Here is a 16,982-nt window from a genome sequence, read left to right on the forward strand (position 1 = left end):
ATATTATCCCCTCTTTCATTATTTTCTTGCTTGTAATCTATTTTGCATTTTTGAATATTTTATATATTGCACAATGTTTCGCTTTGCTGGACAAGTATATACACAACTTCCACATTCAATACAATTAAGTAAACCATATTCTTCTTTTGCTTCCTTATATCTATTACGTTCACCTAATATGCTTAACATGCTTGGGACCAAACCCATCGGACATGCTTTGATACATCTACCACATCTAATACAAGAAGTTTCTTCTCCCGAATTTACTGCTTTTTTACTTAAGGCAAGTATTCCAGATACTCCTTTTATTACAGGTACATCTAAAGTAAATTGAGCAAATCCCATCATAGGACCTCCCATAATTATCTTTTCAGGCGTTTTACTAAAGCCATTACAATACTCTATGGCATCCTTAAAACTTGTACCTATTCTTAGCAATAAATTTTTAGGTTCACTAATAGCATCTCCTGAAACTGTAGTAATTCTTTGTATCAATGGAATTCCATGGACAACAGCATCACAAACAGCTATGATAGTACCAACATTTTGTACAACTACACCAACATCCATAGGTAACCCACCTATTGGAACTTGACGATTAGTAATTACTTTTATTAACATTTTTTCTGCACCTTGAGGATATTTTGTAGGTAAAGCTACAACCTTTATATTAGTATCTTCAAGTGCTTCTCTCATAACCCTTATAGCATCAAGTTTATTATCTTCTATTCCTATAAATCCTTTTGTAACTCCTAGTGTTTTCATAACTATCTTTATACCAGTAACTAATCGTTCAGTATACTCAAGCATCATTCTATAATCAGCTGTTAGATATGGTTCACACTCAGCTGCATTAACAATAAAAGTGTCCACATTCTTATCTGGATTTGGAGAAAGTTTAATATGAGTAGGAAAAGTTGCTCCACCTAGACCAACAATACCAGCTTCTTTAATAATTTTAAGAATTTCTTCAACTTCTAGTTTGTCCCATTCACGATTTAACGGGATTCCTTCAATCCACTGGTCCAAACCATCACTCTCAATTACTACTGACAAACTTTTTTCAAGAGTTGTATGGGGCATTTCCATAATATTAGTAACCTTGCCAGAGATAGATGCATGTATTGGACTATGCATAAATGATTCACTCTTAGCAATTAATTGACCTTTCTTCACCATATCACCAACTTTAACTATTGGTACACAAGGTGTTCCTATATGTTGGTTCATAGGAATTATTACCTTTTTGGGTAAGGATGGAACTTCTATAACTTTGTTAGAAGTATATTCTTTCTTACCTTTTGGATGTATTCCTCCAATAAAACTTTTTAACATTAACCTTCACCTCACAAATATAAAAAATAAAATTGCTCTATTATTTACCTAAGATATCAACAATTTTGGGTAAGGCTTTATTACTTTTTCTTACAGCCTTATCAAACAACTTTATTAATATCATAGATAATATAAAAGCAATTATTCCACCTGCTATTTGAAGCATATGTACATTATATCCAACATATTTTGCTAAAGTCCCACCTATTAATGCTCCTATAAATGTAACAATTAATGGTAAGATAAATATAACAAAGGCAGATTTTAGAACATTGTCTCCTTTTACTTCAAAAACTACTCTCTGCCCTATTTTGGCTCCAATTTCATTGGATGCATTTAAAATTAAATTATTATCTCCAGGGCATGCTCCACAATTTTTACAATCATTATGCCTTCCGACTTTAATTTTAGCTACTTTATCAATGACCTCAATTACAATTCCTTGTTCTGTTTTCATTTTTATCATACTCCTTTGCATTTCCATCTTTAATTATTAATGTATTCTTAGATATAAATTACAATTCATATTTACATATATATTATTCTAATTTTGTTTATATTAATTTATATATTAAATTATGAAATATATGATTAAAGATTTTTTCTAACCTCATAAAAATCTTTAATACATTTTTCAAATTCTAAACAAAATAAAATTCTATTATCAGTTTACATATTATTTGTTATATTTTGTATATTATGTTATAATACGCAATATGTAAATGTTTTATCTATATAAAAATTATAAATTTTAAGACAAATAAAGGAGAATTTTAGAATATGAAGAAGAGTAAAATAGGTTTAATTTTATCGTTAGTTTCTTTAATCAGTGTAGGACATGCTATACCTACTATTGCACAAACAGTTGATACTCCTGAAACACTTAAATCTGATACTGAAACAATTGAACTTAATAATTATGCAAGGCATATAGTTAAAGTAAATAATGAAAAAATGTCTTATATCCAATTAGGTAATGTTTATTCTAATAAATCTATAGTTATAATTCATGGTTCAGCTTACTCTGCTTCTGCAATGATACCTTATGGCAAAACTTATGCTAAGGAAGGATATAATGTTGTATTAGTAGATTTGCCTGGCCATTATGGTGATATATCAAAATCTAGAGATAAATTTAGTGAATTAGGAGATAGTGTTGCAGCTTTAATTAATAAGCTTGTAAAGCAAAATAAATTAAATAATAAATCTGAAATTCAAGGTTGGTCATTAGGGGGATCTGTTGCTTTAGATATAGCAAGCAGGCATCCTAAACATATTAAATCAGTAGGATTAATAGATTCTTCATCCAATTGGTATGGAGTTAATTTAGGTTCTGTAACTGAAGAAACAAGGATAACAGCACTATCAACTTTAGTTCAGCAGTTAAAAAGTCAATCTGTAACGCAAGATGTTACAAACACTCTTATTGCAGATATACCTAATGTCATTGCTCCTGTAGAAGCTTGTAATAGTGACTTTTCAATAGATAAAGTATTAAATATTGATGAACAGATATCTCAAATAAAAGTTCCTGTTTATGATTTTTTTGCTTCTGATGACATATTAACAACACTTGATAAGCAAAAAGACATGCTATCTCAAATTAAAGATGGACATCTATATGTTGCAGAAGATTATAACCATTGTGCAGTATTAGAAAATCCTCAATTAGTTCATGATTCTTTTGTATTAATGCGCAATTTACCTTAATGAATAAAAAAAGACTTTAATTCTTTATTAAAATTAAAGTCTTTTTTATATGATTTATAAATTAACTATTAGCATATCTCTTTAAGATTTCTACAATTATATTAGTGCAGATATCCATCGCTTCAATAGTAATGTGCTCTGACTCTCCATGGAAAGCATGGCCTCCAGTTCCTAGGTTAGGACATGGTAATCCATTATAACTAAGTGTTGCACCATCAGTACCACCCCTAATTGGCTCAATTACAGGAGTTACTCCTAATGATTTCATAGCTTCAGTAGCATTTTCTATTAGGTGGAAACATGGTTTAATATGTTCTAACATATTTTTGTATTGATCTCGTAATTCTACCTCTACAGTTCCTTCACCATACTTTTCATTTAATATTTTTTCAACATGCTTCATTGTATCTTTTTTTTCAGCAAATTTTTCACTATTATGATCTCTTAAAAGATAATGCATATTTGCTCCAGCAGTATCACCATTTAGTTTTTCTAAATAGTAAAAACCTTCAAATTCTTCTGTATGCTCTGGCCTTTCAGTTGAAGGTAATAAAGAATTAAATTCACAAGCAACATTTAAAGCATTAATCATAGTATTTTTTGCACTACCAGGATGAACAAGAACACCTTTTATTGTAACATCTGCAACTCCTGCATTAAAGTTTTCGTAGCTTATTTCTCCTTCTACGCCTCCATCTATTGTATATGCATAATCAGCCCCAAACCCCTTTACATCAAAGTGGTCTGCTCCTCTTCCTACTTCTTCGTCTGGTGTAAATCCAATGCATATTTTACCATGAGGAATATTTTCAGTTAATATTCTTTCACATGCTGTTAATATTTCTGATATCCCTGCTTTATCATCTGCACCTAAAAGAGTAGTTCCATCTGTTGTTATAAGAGTTCTTCCTTTTAGGTCCTTTAAACCTGGAAATTTCTGTACAGATAATATAGTATTGTTTCCTTTTAAAATAACATCCTCACCATTATAATTTTCTATAATTTGTGGATTAACACCTTCTCCACTTGCACTTGGAGCTGTATCCATATGAGAAATAAGTCCTATACTTGGTCTATCTTCATATCCTTTAGTTGCTGGAATATATCCATAAACATATCCTTTATCATCAACTCTTGTTCCTTCTATTCCAAGCCCCTTCATCTCTTCAACTAATAACTTTGCTAAATCAAATTGTCTTTTAGTAGTTGGAACTGTATTTGAGCTTTCATCTGAGGTAGTATATACTTTTACATATTTTAACAAACGTTCATAAGCTTTCATTTTTGTCACTCCATTTCTAATGTTCTCTATATTTTATATAGTACCACTATTTAAAATAATTTTACATAATTAAAAATAAAAATTATGGAAATAAACTTATCTCTCAGAATAGTTTATTTCCATAAATTAAAATTATTATATTAGATATTTAATAAATATTGTTGCTAATCCTAAAAAGAAAAAGAATCCTAAGACATCAGTAACTGTAGTTACAAATATAGCTGAAGCCAATGCTGGATCTATTTTTAACTTTTTCAATATAACAGGTATTATATATCCTGACATAGTAGCAAAAACCATATTTAAAATCATAGCTACACCAATTACAATACCAAATACTACATTTCTTTCCCATGCATAGCCAAGTAATGCAATAACAGCACCAAGAGCAACACCTGTAAATAGTCCTACTAATAATTCCTTAATAAATATTCTTTTAGCATTTTCACCAGTTAGTTCTCCAAGTGCAATACCGCGAACTACTATTGTTAATGATTGAGTCCCTGCATTTCCTCCCATTCCTGTAACTATTGGCATGAAAGTAGCTAAGGTTACTACTTGACTTATAGTTCCTTCAAACATTCCAACTACTGCTGCGGCTAATATAGCAGTTAACAAATTTACAAATAACCATGGTAATCTACTATTTACTGAATCTCTTAATGAACCATCAATTTTCTCTTCTTTACCAACTCCACCAAGACGATGAATATCCTCTGTTGATTCTTCTCTCATAATTTCAATAATATCATCAGCGGTAATTATTCCAAGTAATTTTTCTTTTTCATCTACTACTGGCATTGTTAAAAATCCATACTTTTCAAACTTATTAGCAACTTCTTCTTGATCAATATCATATTTTACTGAAATTACATTCGTATTAGTTATTTCTGTAATCTTAGTTTCAAAATCTGAACTAACTAAATCTCGTAATGATAAAACACCTTTTAATATTTCATTTCTATCAGTAACATATAAATAATATGCACTTTCAGCATCTGGTGCTACTTGTTGCAAATACTTTAGTGTACCTTCTACTGTTTTATTATCTCTTATTGAAATAAATTCAGTAGCCATAATACCACCAGCTGTATCTTTTTCATAAGTCAAAAGTTTACTAACATCTTCTCTATCTTCTTCATTCATTTTTTCAAGTATATGCATTGATTTTTCTTCATCTAATGCACCTACAAGGTCAGTGAGTTCATCTGAAGACATTTCTTCTATAATTTTTCTTTGTTTATTTTCTGAAAAAACTTTTAAGATTTCATATTTTTCTTCATCATCTTCTTCATCTATTATATGAGCTATCATCCAATCAGGTAGCTTGTTTAATATATTATAAAGCTCATCTTCATTTTCATGAATTACATCTAAAATATCTGCTGGATGGATATCTTCTATTATTCCATTTAACTCTTCTTCTTTAGTATAAAGTAATACTTTTAATAATTCTTCTTTCATTTTTTACCTCCCAAATTTAGAGGTAGATAAAAAACATCGTCAGTGGATAAATTTCATCTTCCTCTAATAACTTTTTATTTTTACTAAATCTCAGCTTACTACTAGGATCCAAGTCCATTTACACCACCACCTTTTTTATTACAAAAATAAAAGACTTTAATAGCTCCACACTAAAAAGTCTTTCTCATATCTTCTTAAATTGTAGAGCTTTAGCACTATAAAGCTTTGACAAATGTCAGCTACGTTAAAAATCACCTTTGCGATGATTTTTGTTAACCCATTGGAATCTCTCGATTTTTCTGGGTAGTAGCATATATCTTTATAGGAGCCTCACCTAACACTTATATTTTTTTGTCCTAATACATAATAGTCCTTTAAATTATATTGGTCAATGTTATTTTGTAAAATAATAATTAAAAATATATTAAGATTTTTATACAAAAAAAGCACTATCTTCTCTTCAAGATAGTGCCCAATTTTCTATTTTTTCTTATGTTTTTTGTAAAGTAAAGCTCCAATACCTACTGCAGCTATGGTAATAATAGCTGTTCCAACCTGTGCACGAAAAACAAAATCTTTATAATGATCATATACACTAATATTATAACTATCTAACTTATTAGCTTTATTCATTTTATCAAGTTTTCTAGCAACAGTATATGCATGCATAAATCTTTCTTTAGAAAAATTATCATCTAATGCATCTTTTAAATCTTGTAAGTAATCGTTAGTCCAATCTTTTGAATCAGGCAAGAACTTTTCATTATCGTGTTCTTCAAAAACATCATATGATTCTGCCAAATCTAAAGCATCCTTAAATACTTCACGTGGATAATCTCTACTTATAAATTCATCCTTTAGTATCCTTCTAGCTTTTTGAAGATTATTAGCACTTATTGCCATTTTTATATCATCTATCATAGTCTCGCCTCCTACCACATTCTATAATATTATATTATCATCAAAAATTAGTAAGGTGAACATTATTACACTTATTTTAAGAAAATTTTAAGTATTTTGATGACATTTGGACTATTTCAGAAAGAAAATAAATAATATACTAAGAATTAACAAATTCTCCTCCATTTACATGTATTGCTTCTCCAGTTATGAATGATGCACCTTGACTTGCTAAAAAAACATATGCTTCTGCTAGTTCAACAGGTTGTGCAGCTCGTTTAAATTCAGTTTTTGAGCCAAATTTTTGTACATCTTCGCTTGGCATAGATGATGGTATTAATGGAGTCCATACTGGCCCTGGTGCTACAGCATTTACCCTAATTTTTTTAGGTGCCAAACTTTTTGATAAGGATCTTGTCAAAGAAACTAATGCTCCTTTAGTTGATGAATAGTCAATTAAGGTTTCATTACCTTGATATGCTGTAATGGATGTTGTAATTATTATTGAAGCCCCTTCTTTTAAATGTTTAATAGAATTTTTCACCATAAAAATTGTTCCATAAACGTTTGTTCTAAATGTCCTATCTAGTTGCTCATAAGTAATATCTTCTATACTATTGGCTGTATGTTGCTCTGCAGAATTACATATTAATATGTCTATTTTTGAAAACGAATTAATAACAGTATTAACTGCATTTTGGCAAAATATCTCATCACCTATATCTCCTTTTATTAGTAAGGAAATACCACCATAGCCATCTATTTTTCTTTTTGTCTCTTCCGCATCCTTATCTTCATTTAAATATATGATTGCTACTTTTGCTCCTTCTTTAGCATATGCTATTGCTACAGCTCTACCAATTCCACTGTCTCCACCTGTAATTATTGCAACTTTATCTTTTAATCTATTTGCATTAAAGTTATATTCTTCATGTTCATATATAGGCAATGGACTCATTTGGTTTTCAATACCAGGTTGAGTATTTTGGGTTTGTGGTGGAAAAACTTTAGGAAAAGTGTTTTCAATCATAATATCATCTCCTTGTAAAAATATTTCCTATTTATTATGTGTACATAGCTGAACTTTAATCTATTTTCAAAAAAATAATAGACAATTAGTAATAAAGATTTTTTATCTTTATTACTAATTGTCTACTTAATTAATCTTCTAAAATATTTTTAGTATTATATGAATAAACATTGTAATCTTGCCATATCTGTTCTAAATTTTCAAATATATCAGAAATATTTTCCTTTTCTCTCATTCCAACTGCAATAATTAATGCATTTATAATAGACAAAGGTGCTACTAGTGAGTCAACAAAAGATGCCATATTGCTTTGTGCAATTAATGTATAATCTGCTTTTGCTGCTAATGGAGAAAGTAAACTATCTGTTATAGCTAAAACCTCCGCTCCCCTCTTTTTCGAAAAATCTAATACATCAATGGTTTTGGTGGCATACCTTGGGAAGCCTATTCCTATAACTAAATCTCCCTCACGGACATTAATCATTTGTTCAAATATATCTGAAATACCATAACTTACAATTCTAACATTCTGTAAAATAATATTTAAATAAAATCCTAAAAATTCTGCTAATGCTGTTGAACTTCTAAGCCCTATAATATATATTGTCTTTGCTTTAAAAATTGAATTTAACACTTCATCAAATGTATATGGATTTATTTTTTCAAGAGTTGCTCTTATATTTTCCATATCAGCTTTAAGTACACCTTTAAGTGCATCTCCTGTTGAAATGAAATCTTTAGAAAGTTCAAGTCTTTGTACTGTAGTCAGTTTATTTTTAATTAACTCTTGTAATGCTTTTTGAAGCTTTGGATAACCAGAAAACCCAAGTTCATTAGAAAATCTTACTACTGTTGATTCAGAAACTCCTACAGAATCACCGAGTTTAGCTGCTGTCATAAATGCTGCCTTATCATAATTCTTAAGTATGTATTCTGCTATAAGTTTTTGTCCTTTGCTTAATCTCTGAAACTTAATTTGAATAATTTTCATTAAGTCTTTTACTTGTTCATTTACTTCGTTATCCATTAAATATTCACCCTATCGTCATTTAAAATTTTTATAACATTTGCAATTCAATTCTATCATCATATGCAGATATATTCAACATTAAAAATCTGTATATATTTAGTGTATCTATTTCTTTTCTATTATAACAAGCTTTGGAGGATTATTACTCCTATTTAAGTAACTGTGTAACATCACTCCATACTGTGACTTAGGCAGAGTTTCAAGATACTCTAAAATGCAAGTTTCTTCTTTCTTGCCTTCACAATGACCTGTATATATACATATTGCCATCACTCCACTAGATGATAATATATTAAGTCCTTCCTTAATACTTTTTAGTGATGTATTATGATTAGTTGTTATATTTTTATCTCCTCCTGGTAAAAAACCTAAATTATATACTATGCAATCTACTTCACCCTTTACATGCTTTGTTAATAAATGATGAGAATCATTTATTACATTAACATTTTGAATTTCTTTTTTTATAAAGTTTTCACATGCTTCTTTTTGGATGTCAAATGCATATACTTTTTCAAAATATTTAGCCAAAAACTCCGTATCATATCCATTTCCTAAAGTTCCATCAATGGCAACTTTTTTATTTACTAAAAACTCTTTAATTATATAATGTACCAATTCACTTATATCGCCTACATATTTAAACATATCTTCTCTGCTCCTTATAAAATTAAGAAGCTTTTTCAAAATATTAATGAAAATCCTTCATACTTTGAAAAAGCCCCTTTTAATTATACTTCTTTACTTTTAAGAAAATCTTTTAGTTCATGAAGTTCTTTATCTACTCTGTCAATTTTAGCATCATATATTTTTGCTTCTGCTTCTGATTTTGTTTTCTCCTTACTATCCATTAAAAACTCTAATTGTGAACATAGTTGTGCAAATTCTAAACACAAATCATAGTATGTTTTCATATAATATATTCCCTCCTAATTTTTGCAATATGTAATTTTTTCCTTTACAATATTAATTATATACTTATTACATATTCACGTCTTCTATTCATAATACAAATAAATTTGTAGAATATAACAAAAATTAGAATATAAATAAATTAAAGACTATTTATATATTGAAGTTCTTCTATTGATAAGTCTCTAAATTCACCTTTTTTCAAATCACCTAACTTTATTTTTCCTATTCCAATCCTTTTAAGTGAAATGACTTCATGATTAACAACTGAGCACATTCTTCTAATCTGTCTATTTTTTCCTTCATGAATTCCTATTTTAATAAGGCTATTTTTTTCTACATAATTAAGAAGTTCAACTTTTGATGGAGCTGTTATATATCCACCTATATCAATACCTTTTTCTAACTTTTCAAGTTCTACTTTTTTTATTTCTCCTTTAACTAAAGCAATGTACTCTTTTACTATTTTAACTCTTGGATGAATAATTTTATTGTAAATTTCACCGTCATTAGTTAAAATTATCAGCCCAGAACTATCATAATCTAGTCTCCCTATAGGATAAATTCTTTCCTGAACATTTATTATGTCTAAAACAGTTTGTCTGTTTTTTTCATCTTTAACAGATGTTATATAACCTTCTGGTTTATTTAACATAATATATACTTTTTTTTCTTCTGGTAAAATCAACTTTCCTTCATACTCAACTTTATCCTTAATACTATTAACCTTAGTTCCTAGTTCACTTATAATAATATCATTAACCTTAATTTTTCCAGATAAAATTATTTCTTCACACTTTCGTCTAGATGCTATACCACATCTTGCCATATATTTTTGTAATCTTTCTTCCATAAAATAATCACTCCATGTTTTTAATTCAAGTTGATTATATCCTTATGTTCTAAAAATTTCAATTTAAAGTTTATTTAACAATATTAAAGGGCATCAATTTTGATGCCCTTTAGGTCTTTTACTAGAACCAACCACCACGGAAACCGCCACAGCCACCGAAACCGCCCATGCCGAATCCGCCAAATATTAGCATTAGCCATATAAGTGGAAATACACCACCACAGTTTCCAAAAGGACTCTGACCAAAGCCACCACCACAACAGTTATTTCTATTAACATTGCAACAACTGTTAACTGGTCTACAGCAACATTTTGACATAGTTACTCAACTCCTATTCATTTGATTACTATATTGTATTCTTTACCTAGGAGTTTTGTTCTAGATACTTTTATTTTACATAAGAAATTTAAATCTATATAAATCTTTTCATAAACTTTCTAATTACTTTCTCCATAAAAGTTGCAGTTATTGCTATTACAACAATAACTAAGGTCACTATAATAGTTCCCTTTAATGTTCTTCCATTTTGGAAATATAAATCTTGTACATATTGTGATCTATAATTGGTAAAAATCAAAATAGTTGAAATTAATAATAAGACACTAAACGAAAATACCCAATAAAATATTTTTTCTACAATAGGAAAGCAAAATAACTTATTAATATTATTAATTATCAGTTTTTTATTTATTATCCATGTAAGACTAAATGCAATAATAGTAATAAATAGTATACATATAATAATACCTATTTCATAACTAAATTCAAATTCTTGATTAATGTTGGAATAAAAAATATAATTAAAAAAATTATCTATCCAATTACCAGTAACAATTGAATAACTTTTAAAAGCATCACCCAAATACATAATCATTACGTTATCTACAACAAATACTATGGGTGTAATGATTAACATAAAAAGCATCATTCCAATATTTGAAAATAAACAGTCCATTAAAAGTAAATAAGCACCAAAAGCTAGTCCACATATAACCATTTTGAAAATATTTCTTAAAAGCATAATTACAGGTTTATCTGCAAGCATCAAAAGTTCTTGTTCTCTATAAAATACACAAAAATTAATATAAGCATAAATAAAAACAAAAATTAATAAACTTCCAAATAAAAAAATACTTTGATTTTTCTTTATTTCTTCCTTACTATAAGGCCCACAGGTCAAAAACGTTAAATTGTTCCTTTTATTTATTCCTGTAATCATCATATAAACCAAAAATAACACAAAGAATAGACTTATTATATTTTCAGGAGCATAACTTATCAGTTTATCACTTTCCAAAGATGATATATTCCTTTTTAAAAAAGTTATCTCATTATTTAAGTTCATATAAGTAAACGCTCCAAAAGCACCAGCACCTAAAAATAATGCCCATTTACCTGAATGATAATACTGATATAATAGAGCTTTATTATATAATGTCTTCATCTAAATCCTCCTCATCTATCTTATAAATAAATATATCTTCAAGATTTAAATCTATTTCTTCAATAAACAGAGGATTAAATCTTTCAATTTCATTTAAAAGCTCATCTCCATAATTATCAGTTATTATTGTAAATACCCTACCAACTCTAGAAATTTTAAAAATCCCTTTAATATTTAAATCTTCTTCGTAAGTTGGCGCATCAAAGGCAACCTGGAGCTTTTTTATTTTCTTTTTCATATCTTCTAATGTATTTTTATAGGATACTTTTCCACCATCTAAAATAGCAACATCATCACATATTCTTTCAAGTTCATTAAGATGATGAGAACTTATTATTATTGTTACATTTCTAGTAGCTACTTCATTTACTAAAAGTTTTAATAATTTATTTTTCAATATTGGGTCTAGTCCAGATGTAGGCTCATCCAATATCAAATATTCTGTTTCAGCTGCTAATGCCATAAGTAATGCAACTCTCATTTTCATCCCTTTAGATAATTGATAAAGATGTTTCTTTAGTGGAATTTTAAATATTTTATTTATTTTATGAAATTTATCTTCATTGAAATTTTTATAGGCAAGTTTATAATATTTTAATATAGATTTAACTGAAAATGATGAAAAAAAGTTATTCTCATCTGCTACATAAGAAAGTTTCATTTTTACTTTAGGTGAATTATATACATTTTCACCATCATATAAAACCTCACCTGTGCTAGGCTTATAAATTCCACTAAGACACTTAATCAGTGTTGTTTTTCCTACTCCATTTGGCCCTATTAATCCATAAATTTTACCTTTTTCCACATTCAAATCTATGTTATGTAAAATCTCTTTATCATCAAGGCTTAATGAAACATTCTTAATTTCTACCATTCTTTTCCCCCTGCATATTTTTATATATTTCCTTTTCTATTTTAACAATTTCTGTAAATGTAAAGTTTAGATTTAAAGCATTTCTTAATAGATTTGAGATGTCTTTTTCAAGGCTATTGATACTTTCTGTTTTTAAAATTTGATTTGCACCTGTTTTGATATAAGTACCTTTTCCTTTTATAGTCTCTATTAAACCATCTCTTTCTAAACTCAAATAAGATTTACTTATGGTGTTTGGATTAACTGTTATAATGCAAGCTAATTCTCTTATAGATGGTAGTTTATCTCCTTCTCTCAAAGCATCTTTTAAAATAAGTTCTTTAATCTTTATTTTAACTTGTTCATATAATGGAATTGAGCTATTAATATTTATTTCAATCATTTTTATCACCTTGTGGATTAATTAAAAAGTAATCTATAACCCATCCCTCTCCTTCATCAATCATTACAACATCCATATTTATCTTTTCTGTGTGTTTGCTATATATATTTTCAGATGTACCACTTAAATTGTATCCTTCTATTTTTTCAGGTTTATCAAATTTTTTCAAATTCTTTCCTAAAGATAAATATTTATTTATTATCTTATTTCTATCTTCTTCAGTATTTTTATCTTGATTTATTTTTACATCTAGTTTACTGTAATCTATTGCAGGAGAAGTAATTCTTTTTCGTTTTGAAAGACATTCATTAAAAGTATCACTATAAACTAAATTATTATAATTTCGACTTTCATTCTTAAATGCAGCTAACGGTTTTGAATTTAGCTCTTCTAATAATTCTTGTGTTGAATTGAAATGTATCCTTTTTGTGTAATTAGAATGTTTCCCTATATTTGAAAGGACCACTGTTAATATTATAAATATTCCAATAGCTGTTATAATTTTTGATTTTTTCATATGCTCCCCCTTAAAATGATAAAAGTGTACTATTTATCTTAGTACACTTTTAGTTTATATATTTTGTTAATGATATTCAATTAAATTTATCTTATTTTTTCTTAAATTTTTCTTAAACCTCATTATTTTCCAATAAGTTCTCAACTACACATAGCTCATCCAACTTTGCAAGTATATTTTTATATGACTCTTTAATATAATCATTTTTGTACAAATCTTCATAACATATTTTATCTGGATCTATCTTTATAATATTTTCATAGTTCTCATTATATATTTTATATAGTACACTTCTAAATCCGGCTCTAACCTTTTCGTAAGCTTTATCATCACCTAAACTCCATGAATGAATATCTCTATTGACTTTTTCTATAATCCCATACAATTGATAAATAGAACTAAGTTCTTTTAATGAATATCTATCACTTAATGAAGCAACCGCTTCAGAATAATTTTTATTAACAGGAAGGCTATATAAATATTTTTTTTCTTCTTGATTATTTTTTATACTTCTTATACTTTGAAATAATGCTGTTGAAATATCAAGTCTTATTACATTAGCATTTTTACAAATTTCTTTTGCCCTATATGTATCTTCATATTTACGGTTTTCTTTTATAATTTTATATTCTTCTTTCATTCTTTCTAAATTTATTTTTTTACTAATTTTCCAACTACAAAAGGCTCCAACTAGAGAACCAGCTATAATTGATAATGCAGATATTATAGAAGTAACAACTGGTAATGGCATTTTAATTGCTCCTTTCTATATTTATTCTAAATTTAGTATGCTCTAGTATAATCTAAAAATACTACCTCTTCATTTTCTATGTTAAATTGTACATTGGAAATTTATTATGTATAATAGGTTTATTAAATAAATTGGAGGCTTTTATGTTTGGATATGTAGTTCCTCTTAAATCAGAACTTAAAATAAGAGAATTTAATCAATTTAAAGCATATTATTGCGGATTATGTTTTAGTATAAAAAAGCATTTTGGAAACATCCCCAGAATGACTTTAAATTATGATATGACTTTTTTATCCTTACTTTTAGATGGATTAAATCCTGAAAAAGTTAAGGTTGAAGGAAGACGTTGTATGTCTCATCCTACAAATAAAAAATTAATAGTTTTAGATAATAATGCATTAAGCTATGCTGCAAATATGAATGTTTCATTAGTTTACTTTAAATTATTAGATGATGTTCATGATGATAAAGACCTTAAGAGTAAAACTTTGGCACTTGGTTTAAAACCTTACAAAAATAAGTTTTCTGAATCAATTACCCATATAAATGATATTATAAAAGAAAATCTTAATAACTTATCAAAACTTGAAGAGTCAAAAACTTTTACATCAATTGATGAAATATGTGACCCTTTTAGCATTATTGTTGGTAAAATTTTAGAATTGTATCCTTATGATATAATTAATGATTCTGTAATAACAAGAGAGAAACTCTATAATTTAGGATATTCTTTAGGAAAATGGATATACCTAGTTGATGCTTTAGATGATTTGAAGGATGATATGGAAAAGAATAAATTTAACCCTATTAATTTTCTTTATAATTCAGATAACTTACATTATGATGAATTTTTAAAAACAATTCTAGATAGATTGGAATTTAGCATATTAAATTGTGCTTGCACTTGTAGAGATATTTTAGCTGAACTAGATCTTCAAAGAAATAGAGAAATTCTAGAAAACATAATAAACTTAGGCATGATGGACAAATATACAGCTGCTTCTAGTGGATGTAAATCTAAAAAAAATGAACATTTACATAATAATTACATTTAAGAGCTTTAAAGTTATGGTATAATCATAACTAGAATAATTTAACACATACAAAGAATAAGAAAGGAAGTGACTTACCCATGAATCCATATGAGATTTTAGGTGTAAAGCAAGGTGCTTCACAAGAAGAAATTAAGAGTGCATATAGAAAATTAGTTAAGCAATATCATCCAGATCAATATAGAGATAATCCTCTTCAGGAACTTGCACAACAAAAGTTAGCAGAGGTTAATGAAGCTTATAGAATTTTATCAAGTGGAAGTAGCAATCAAAATTCATATTCTACTACTTCTTCTTCTGGCTCATATAGTTCTAATAATACAGGAAGTTATTCTCAAGACTTAGCAAGTGCAAGAGCATATCTTCAAAGAAATGATACCAGAAATGCTGAGGCTATACTAAATAAAATCACAGAAAGATCTGCAGAATGGTACTTTTTAATGGGAGTAGTACATATGAATAAAGGTTGGTATGATTCTGCTCTACAAAACATTAGGACAGCATCTAATATGGATCCTAACAATTTTGAATATAGACAAACATTAGAACAATTAAATAGAAGAACTACTGGTTATGGAAGCCCCTATAGAACAACACAAAATTCTGCTAATGCATGTGATTGCTGTATGCAACTTTGGTGTTTAGATAGTATTTGTGAGTGTATGGGTGGAGATTTAATCGGCTGTTGTTAAAATTAATTTTAAGGAGGAAGTTATGAAAGCTAAAGATATAACTCTTGGGGGAATAATGGTGGCTTTAAGTGTAATAACTTTATATTTAACAACTATTATACCAATAAATACTTTTGCAATATTAACTGTTGCTTCCTGTTTTATTCCTATTTGTATCATTAGAAGCAATATAAAAACTGCTTTTTTTGTTTATATAGCAAGTACTATTATTAGTTTTTTCATTCTTCCAATTAACTATACAATCATGTATGGTATGTTTTTTGGAATTTATGGGATAGCTAAATATTTTATTGAAAAGCTTAATAAAATGCCAATAGAAATAGTACTAAAGCTTATATTCTTTAATATTATACTTATAATAGGCCTAATGTTTATGTCAACTATATTAGGTGATTTAAAGATCAACTTGCCTACTTGGGCTTTATTTTTAGGAGGTCAAATAGTATTCTTGATTTATGATTATGCTATTACCATTGCTATAAGTTTATATTTACAAAAATTTAAAAGATTTTAATATATATCACATAAAAACTAACTACAAATTTCGTAGTTAGTTTTTATAATTTCTACAATACCCTTCTTTCTGCTATATAATCAGGTCTTGTCATAGCTGATATCTTCAATACATCTCCTGTTATAAGTATTGTTTCCAAGGTCATGAAGAAAATATGAAGAAAAAGAAGCTACTATTTTCTATACTAATAACTTCTTAGTACTTCAGTTAATAACTTTACATTTAACTGAAGTATT

The 16,982-nt window shown here is 27.8% G+C and carries 20 protein-coding genes and 1 riboswitch; of the genes, 4 read left to right on the plus strand and 16 right to left on the minus strand.

The window, feature by feature from the left end:
- Window positions 1-18: 18 nt before the first annotated feature.
- Both rsxC and NNC19_RS02060 read right to left on the minus strand, forming a co-directional pair.
- Complete coding sequence (rsxC, locus tag NNC19_RS02055) at window positions 19-1,335, minus strand: electron transport complex subunit RsxC (RefSeq protein WP_310936930.1); 1,317 nt, start codon at window positions 1,333-1,335, stop codon at window positions 19-21.
- A gap of 40 nt (window positions 1,336-1,375) precedes the next feature.
- Window positions 1,376-1,792: a SoxR reducing system RseC family protein gene (locus NNC19_RS02060; protein ID WP_310936931.1), complete on the minus strand. Its 417-nt coding sequence runs from the start codon at window positions 1,790-1,792 to the stop codon at window positions 1,376-1,378.
- A 323-nt stretch (window positions 1,793-2,115) separates the two neighbouring features.
- Between NNC19_RS02060 and NNC19_RS02065 the strand changes: the two genes are divergently transcribed.
- A complete protein-coding gene (locus NNC19_RS02065) occupies window positions 2,116-3,045 on the plus strand; it encodes an alpha/beta hydrolase (RefSeq protein WP_310936932.1) in 930 nt (309 codons plus the stop codon).
- Window positions 3,046-3,106: 61 nt separating this feature from the next.
- On the opposite strand, the gene pepT is transcribed toward NNC19_RS02065, so the two are convergent.
- The 14 genes from pepT to NNC19_RS02135 form a co-directional block, all read right to left on the minus strand.
- Window positions 3,107-4,327, minus strand: coding sequence for a peptidase T (pepT, locus tag NNC19_RS02070; protein WP_310936933.1), 1,221 nt, complete (start codon window positions 4,325-4,327; stop codon window positions 3,107-3,109).
- A 135-nt stretch (window positions 4,328-4,462) separates the two neighbouring features.
- Window positions 4,463-5,791 carry a magnesium transporter gene (gene mgtE, locus NNC19_RS02075; RefSeq protein ID WP_310936934.1) on the minus strand — a complete coding sequence of 443 codons (1,329 nt, stop codon included), beginning with the start codon at window positions 5,789-5,791 and terminating at the stop codon, window positions 4,463-4,465.
- A 190-nt stretch (window positions 5,792-5,981) separates the two neighbouring features.
- A riboswitch (M-box (ykoK) riboswitch) is annotated at window positions 5,982-6,140 on the minus strand.
- A gap of 131 nt (window positions 6,141-6,271) precedes the next feature.
- Entirely contained in the window at window positions 6,272-6,712 is a 441-nt protein-coding gene (locus NNC19_RS02080; protein ID WP_310936935.1) for a hypothetical protein, read from the minus strand.
- 139 nt (window positions 6,713-6,851) lie between these two features.
- Window positions 6,852-7,721: an SDR family oxidoreductase gene (locus tag NNC19_RS02085; RefSeq protein ID WP_310936936.1), complete on the minus strand. Its 870-nt coding sequence runs from the start codon at window positions 7,719-7,721 to the stop codon at window positions 6,852-6,854.
- 130 nt (window positions 7,722-7,851) lie between these two features.
- Window positions 7,852-8,748: a MurR/RpiR family transcriptional regulator gene (locus tag NNC19_RS02090; protein WP_310936937.1), complete on the minus strand. Its 897-nt coding sequence runs from the start codon at window positions 8,746-8,748 to the stop codon at window positions 7,852-7,854.
- 108 nt (window positions 8,749-8,856) lie between these two features.
- Window positions 8,857-9,399, minus strand: coding sequence for a class I SAM-dependent methyltransferase (locus NNC19_RS02095; RefSeq protein ID WP_310936938.1), 543 nt, complete (start codon window positions 9,397-9,399; stop codon window positions 8,857-8,859).
- A gap of 83 nt (window positions 9,400-9,482) precedes the next feature.
- Window positions 9,483-9,665, minus strand: coding sequence for a hypothetical protein (locus NNC19_RS02100; protein WP_310936939.1), 183 nt, complete (start codon window positions 9,663-9,665; stop codon window positions 9,483-9,485).
- 140 nt (window positions 9,666-9,805) lie between these two features.
- Entirely contained in the window at window positions 9,806-10,516 is a 711-nt protein-coding gene (locus NNC19_RS02105; RefSeq protein WP_310936940.1) for a pseudouridine synthase, read from the minus strand.
- 121 nt (window positions 10,517-10,637) lie between these two features.
- The gene (locus NNC19_RS02110) at window positions 10,638-10,835 is read right to left on the minus strand and encodes a hypothetical protein (protein ID WP_310936941.1); all 198 of its coding nucleotides are present in this window, start codon (window positions 10,833-10,835) and stop codon (window positions 10,638-10,640) included.
- Window positions 10,836-10,929: 94 nt separating this feature from the next.
- A complete protein-coding gene (locus tag NNC19_RS02115) occupies window positions 10,930-11,961 on the minus strand; it encodes a hypothetical protein (RefSeq protein ID WP_310936942.1) in 1,032 nt (343 codons plus the stop codon).
- Window positions 11,945-12,838, minus strand: coding sequence for an ABC transporter ATP-binding protein (locus NNC19_RS02120; protein ID WP_310936943.1), 894 nt, complete (start codon window positions 12,836-12,838; stop codon window positions 11,945-11,947). Before NNC19_RS02120 ends, NNC19_RS02115 begins: the two co-directional genes overlap by 17 nt.
- Window positions 12,825-13,220 (minus strand): GntR family transcriptional regulator, encoded by a 396-nt coding sequence (locus NNC19_RS02125; protein ID WP_310936944.1) that lies wholly within the window; start codon window positions 13,218-13,220, stop codon window positions 12,825-12,827. The genes NNC19_RS02120 and NNC19_RS02125 overlap by 14 nt, the downstream gene beginning before the upstream one ends.
- Complete coding sequence (locus tag NNC19_RS02130) at window positions 13,213-13,737, minus strand: hypothetical protein (protein ID WP_310936945.1); 525 nt, start codon at window positions 13,735-13,737, stop codon at window positions 13,213-13,215. Before NNC19_RS02130 ends, NNC19_RS02125 begins: the two co-directional genes overlap by 8 nt.
- A gap of 112 nt (window positions 13,738-13,849) precedes the next feature.
- On the minus strand, window positions 13,850-14,488 hold the full coding sequence (locus NNC19_RS02135; RefSeq protein WP_310936946.1) for a hypothetical protein: 639 nt from the start codon (window positions 14,486-14,488) through the stop codon (window positions 13,850-13,852).
- A 143-nt stretch (window positions 14,489-14,631) separates the two neighbouring features.
- Between NNC19_RS02135 and NNC19_RS02140 the strand changes: the two genes are divergently transcribed.
- The 3 genes from NNC19_RS02140 to NNC19_RS02150 all read left to right on the plus strand — a co-directional run bounded on the left by NNC19_RS02140 (window position 14,632) and on the right by NNC19_RS02150 (window position 16,746).
- Window positions 14,632-15,543 carry a DUF5685 family protein gene (locus NNC19_RS02140; protein WP_310936947.1) on the plus strand — a complete coding sequence of 304 codons (912 nt, stop codon included), beginning with the start codon at window positions 14,632-14,634 and terminating at the stop codon, window positions 15,541-15,543.
- Between the two features lie 77 nt (window positions 15,544-15,620).
- On the plus strand, window positions 15,621-16,232 hold the full coding sequence (locus NNC19_RS02145) for a J domain-containing protein (RefSeq protein WP_310936948.1): 612 nt from the start codon (window positions 15,621-15,623) through the stop codon (window positions 16,230-16,232).
- 22 nt (window positions 16,233-16,254) lie between these two features.
- Window positions 16,255-16,746, plus strand: a complete 492-nt coding sequence (locus NNC19_RS02150; protein WP_310936949.1) for a hypothetical protein — start codon at window positions 16,255-16,257, stop codon at window positions 16,744-16,746.
- Window positions 16,747-16,982 lie beyond the last annotated feature (236 nt).

This window comes from Clostridium sp. SHJSY1, assembly GCF_031626875.1.
Classification (GTDB): Bacteria; Bacillota; Clostridia; order Clostridiales; family Clostridiaceae; genus Clostridium.

Bases quoted from the DNA above. Each gene is read 5' to 3' on its own strand.
- rsxC (WP_310936930.1), bottom strand. From the start codon at position 1,335: ATGTTAAAAAGTTTTATTGGAGGAATACATCCAAAAGGTAAGAAAGAA.
- NNC19_RS02060 (WP_310936931.1), bottom strand. From the start codon at position 1,792: ATGAAAACAGAACAAGGAATTGTAATTGAGGTCATTGATAAAGTAGCT.
- NNC19_RS02065 (WP_310936932.1), top strand. From the start codon at position 2,116: ATGAAGAAGAGTAAAATAGGTTTAATTTTATCGTTAGTTTCTTTAATC.
- pepT (WP_310936933.1), bottom strand. From the start codon at position 4,327: ATGAAAGCTTATGAACGTTTGTTAAAATATGTAAAAGTATATACTACC.
- mgtE (WP_310936934.1), bottom strand. From the start codon at position 5,791: ATGAAAGAAGAATTATTAAAAGTATTACTTTATACTAAAGAAGAAGAG.
- NNC19_RS02080 (WP_310936935.1), bottom strand. From the start codon at position 6,712: ATGATAGATGATATAAAAATGGCAATAAGTGCTAATAATCTTCAAAAA.
- NNC19_RS02085 (WP_310936936.1), bottom strand. From the start codon at position 7,721: ATGATTGAAAACACTTTTCCTAAAGTTTTTCCACCACAAACCCAAAAT.
- NNC19_RS02090 (WP_310936937.1), bottom strand. From the start codon at position 8,748: ATGGATAACGAAGTAAATGAACAAGTAAAAGACTTAATGAAAATTATT.
- NNC19_RS02095 (WP_310936938.1), bottom strand. From the start codon at position 9,399: ATGTTTAAATATGTAGGCGATATAAGTGAATTGGTACATTATATAATT.
- NNC19_RS02100 (WP_310936939.1), bottom strand. From the start codon at position 9,665: ATGAAAACATACTATGATTTGTGTTTAGAATTTGCACAACTATGTTCA.
- NNC19_RS02105 (WP_310936940.1), bottom strand. From the start codon at position 10,516: ATGGAAGAAAGATTACAAAAATATATGGCAAGATGTGGTATAGCATCT.
- NNC19_RS02110 (WP_310936941.1), bottom strand. From the start codon at position 10,835: ATGTCAAAATGTTGCTGTAGACCAGTTAACAGTTGTTGCAATGTTAAT.
- NNC19_RS02115 (WP_310936942.1), bottom strand. From the start codon at position 11,961: ATGAAGACATTATATAATAAAGCTCTATTATATCAGTATTATCATTCA.
- NNC19_RS02120 (WP_310936943.1), bottom strand. From the start codon at position 12,838: ATGGTAGAAATTAAGAATGTTTCATTAAGCCTTGATGATAAAGAGATT.
- NNC19_RS02125 (WP_310936944.1), bottom strand. From the start codon at position 13,220: ATGATTGAAATAAATATTAATAGCTCAATTCCATTATATGAACAAGTT.
- NNC19_RS02130 (WP_310936945.1), bottom strand. From the start codon at position 13,737: ATGAAAAAATCAAAAATTATAACAGCTATTGGAATATTTATAATATTA.
- NNC19_RS02135 (WP_310936946.1), bottom strand. From the start codon at position 14,488: ATGCCATTACCAGTTGTTACTTCTATAATATCTGCATTATCAATTATA.
- NNC19_RS02140 (WP_310936947.1), top strand. From the start codon at position 14,632: ATGTTTGGATATGTAGTTCCTCTTAAATCAGAACTTAAAATAAGAGAA.
- NNC19_RS02145 (WP_310936948.1), top strand. From the start codon at position 15,621: ATGAATCCATATGAGATTTTAGGTGTAAAGCAAGGTGCTTCACAAGAA.
- NNC19_RS02150 (WP_310936949.1), top strand. From the start codon at position 16,255: ATGAAAGCTAAAGATATAACTCTTGGGGGAATAATGGTGGCTTTAAGT.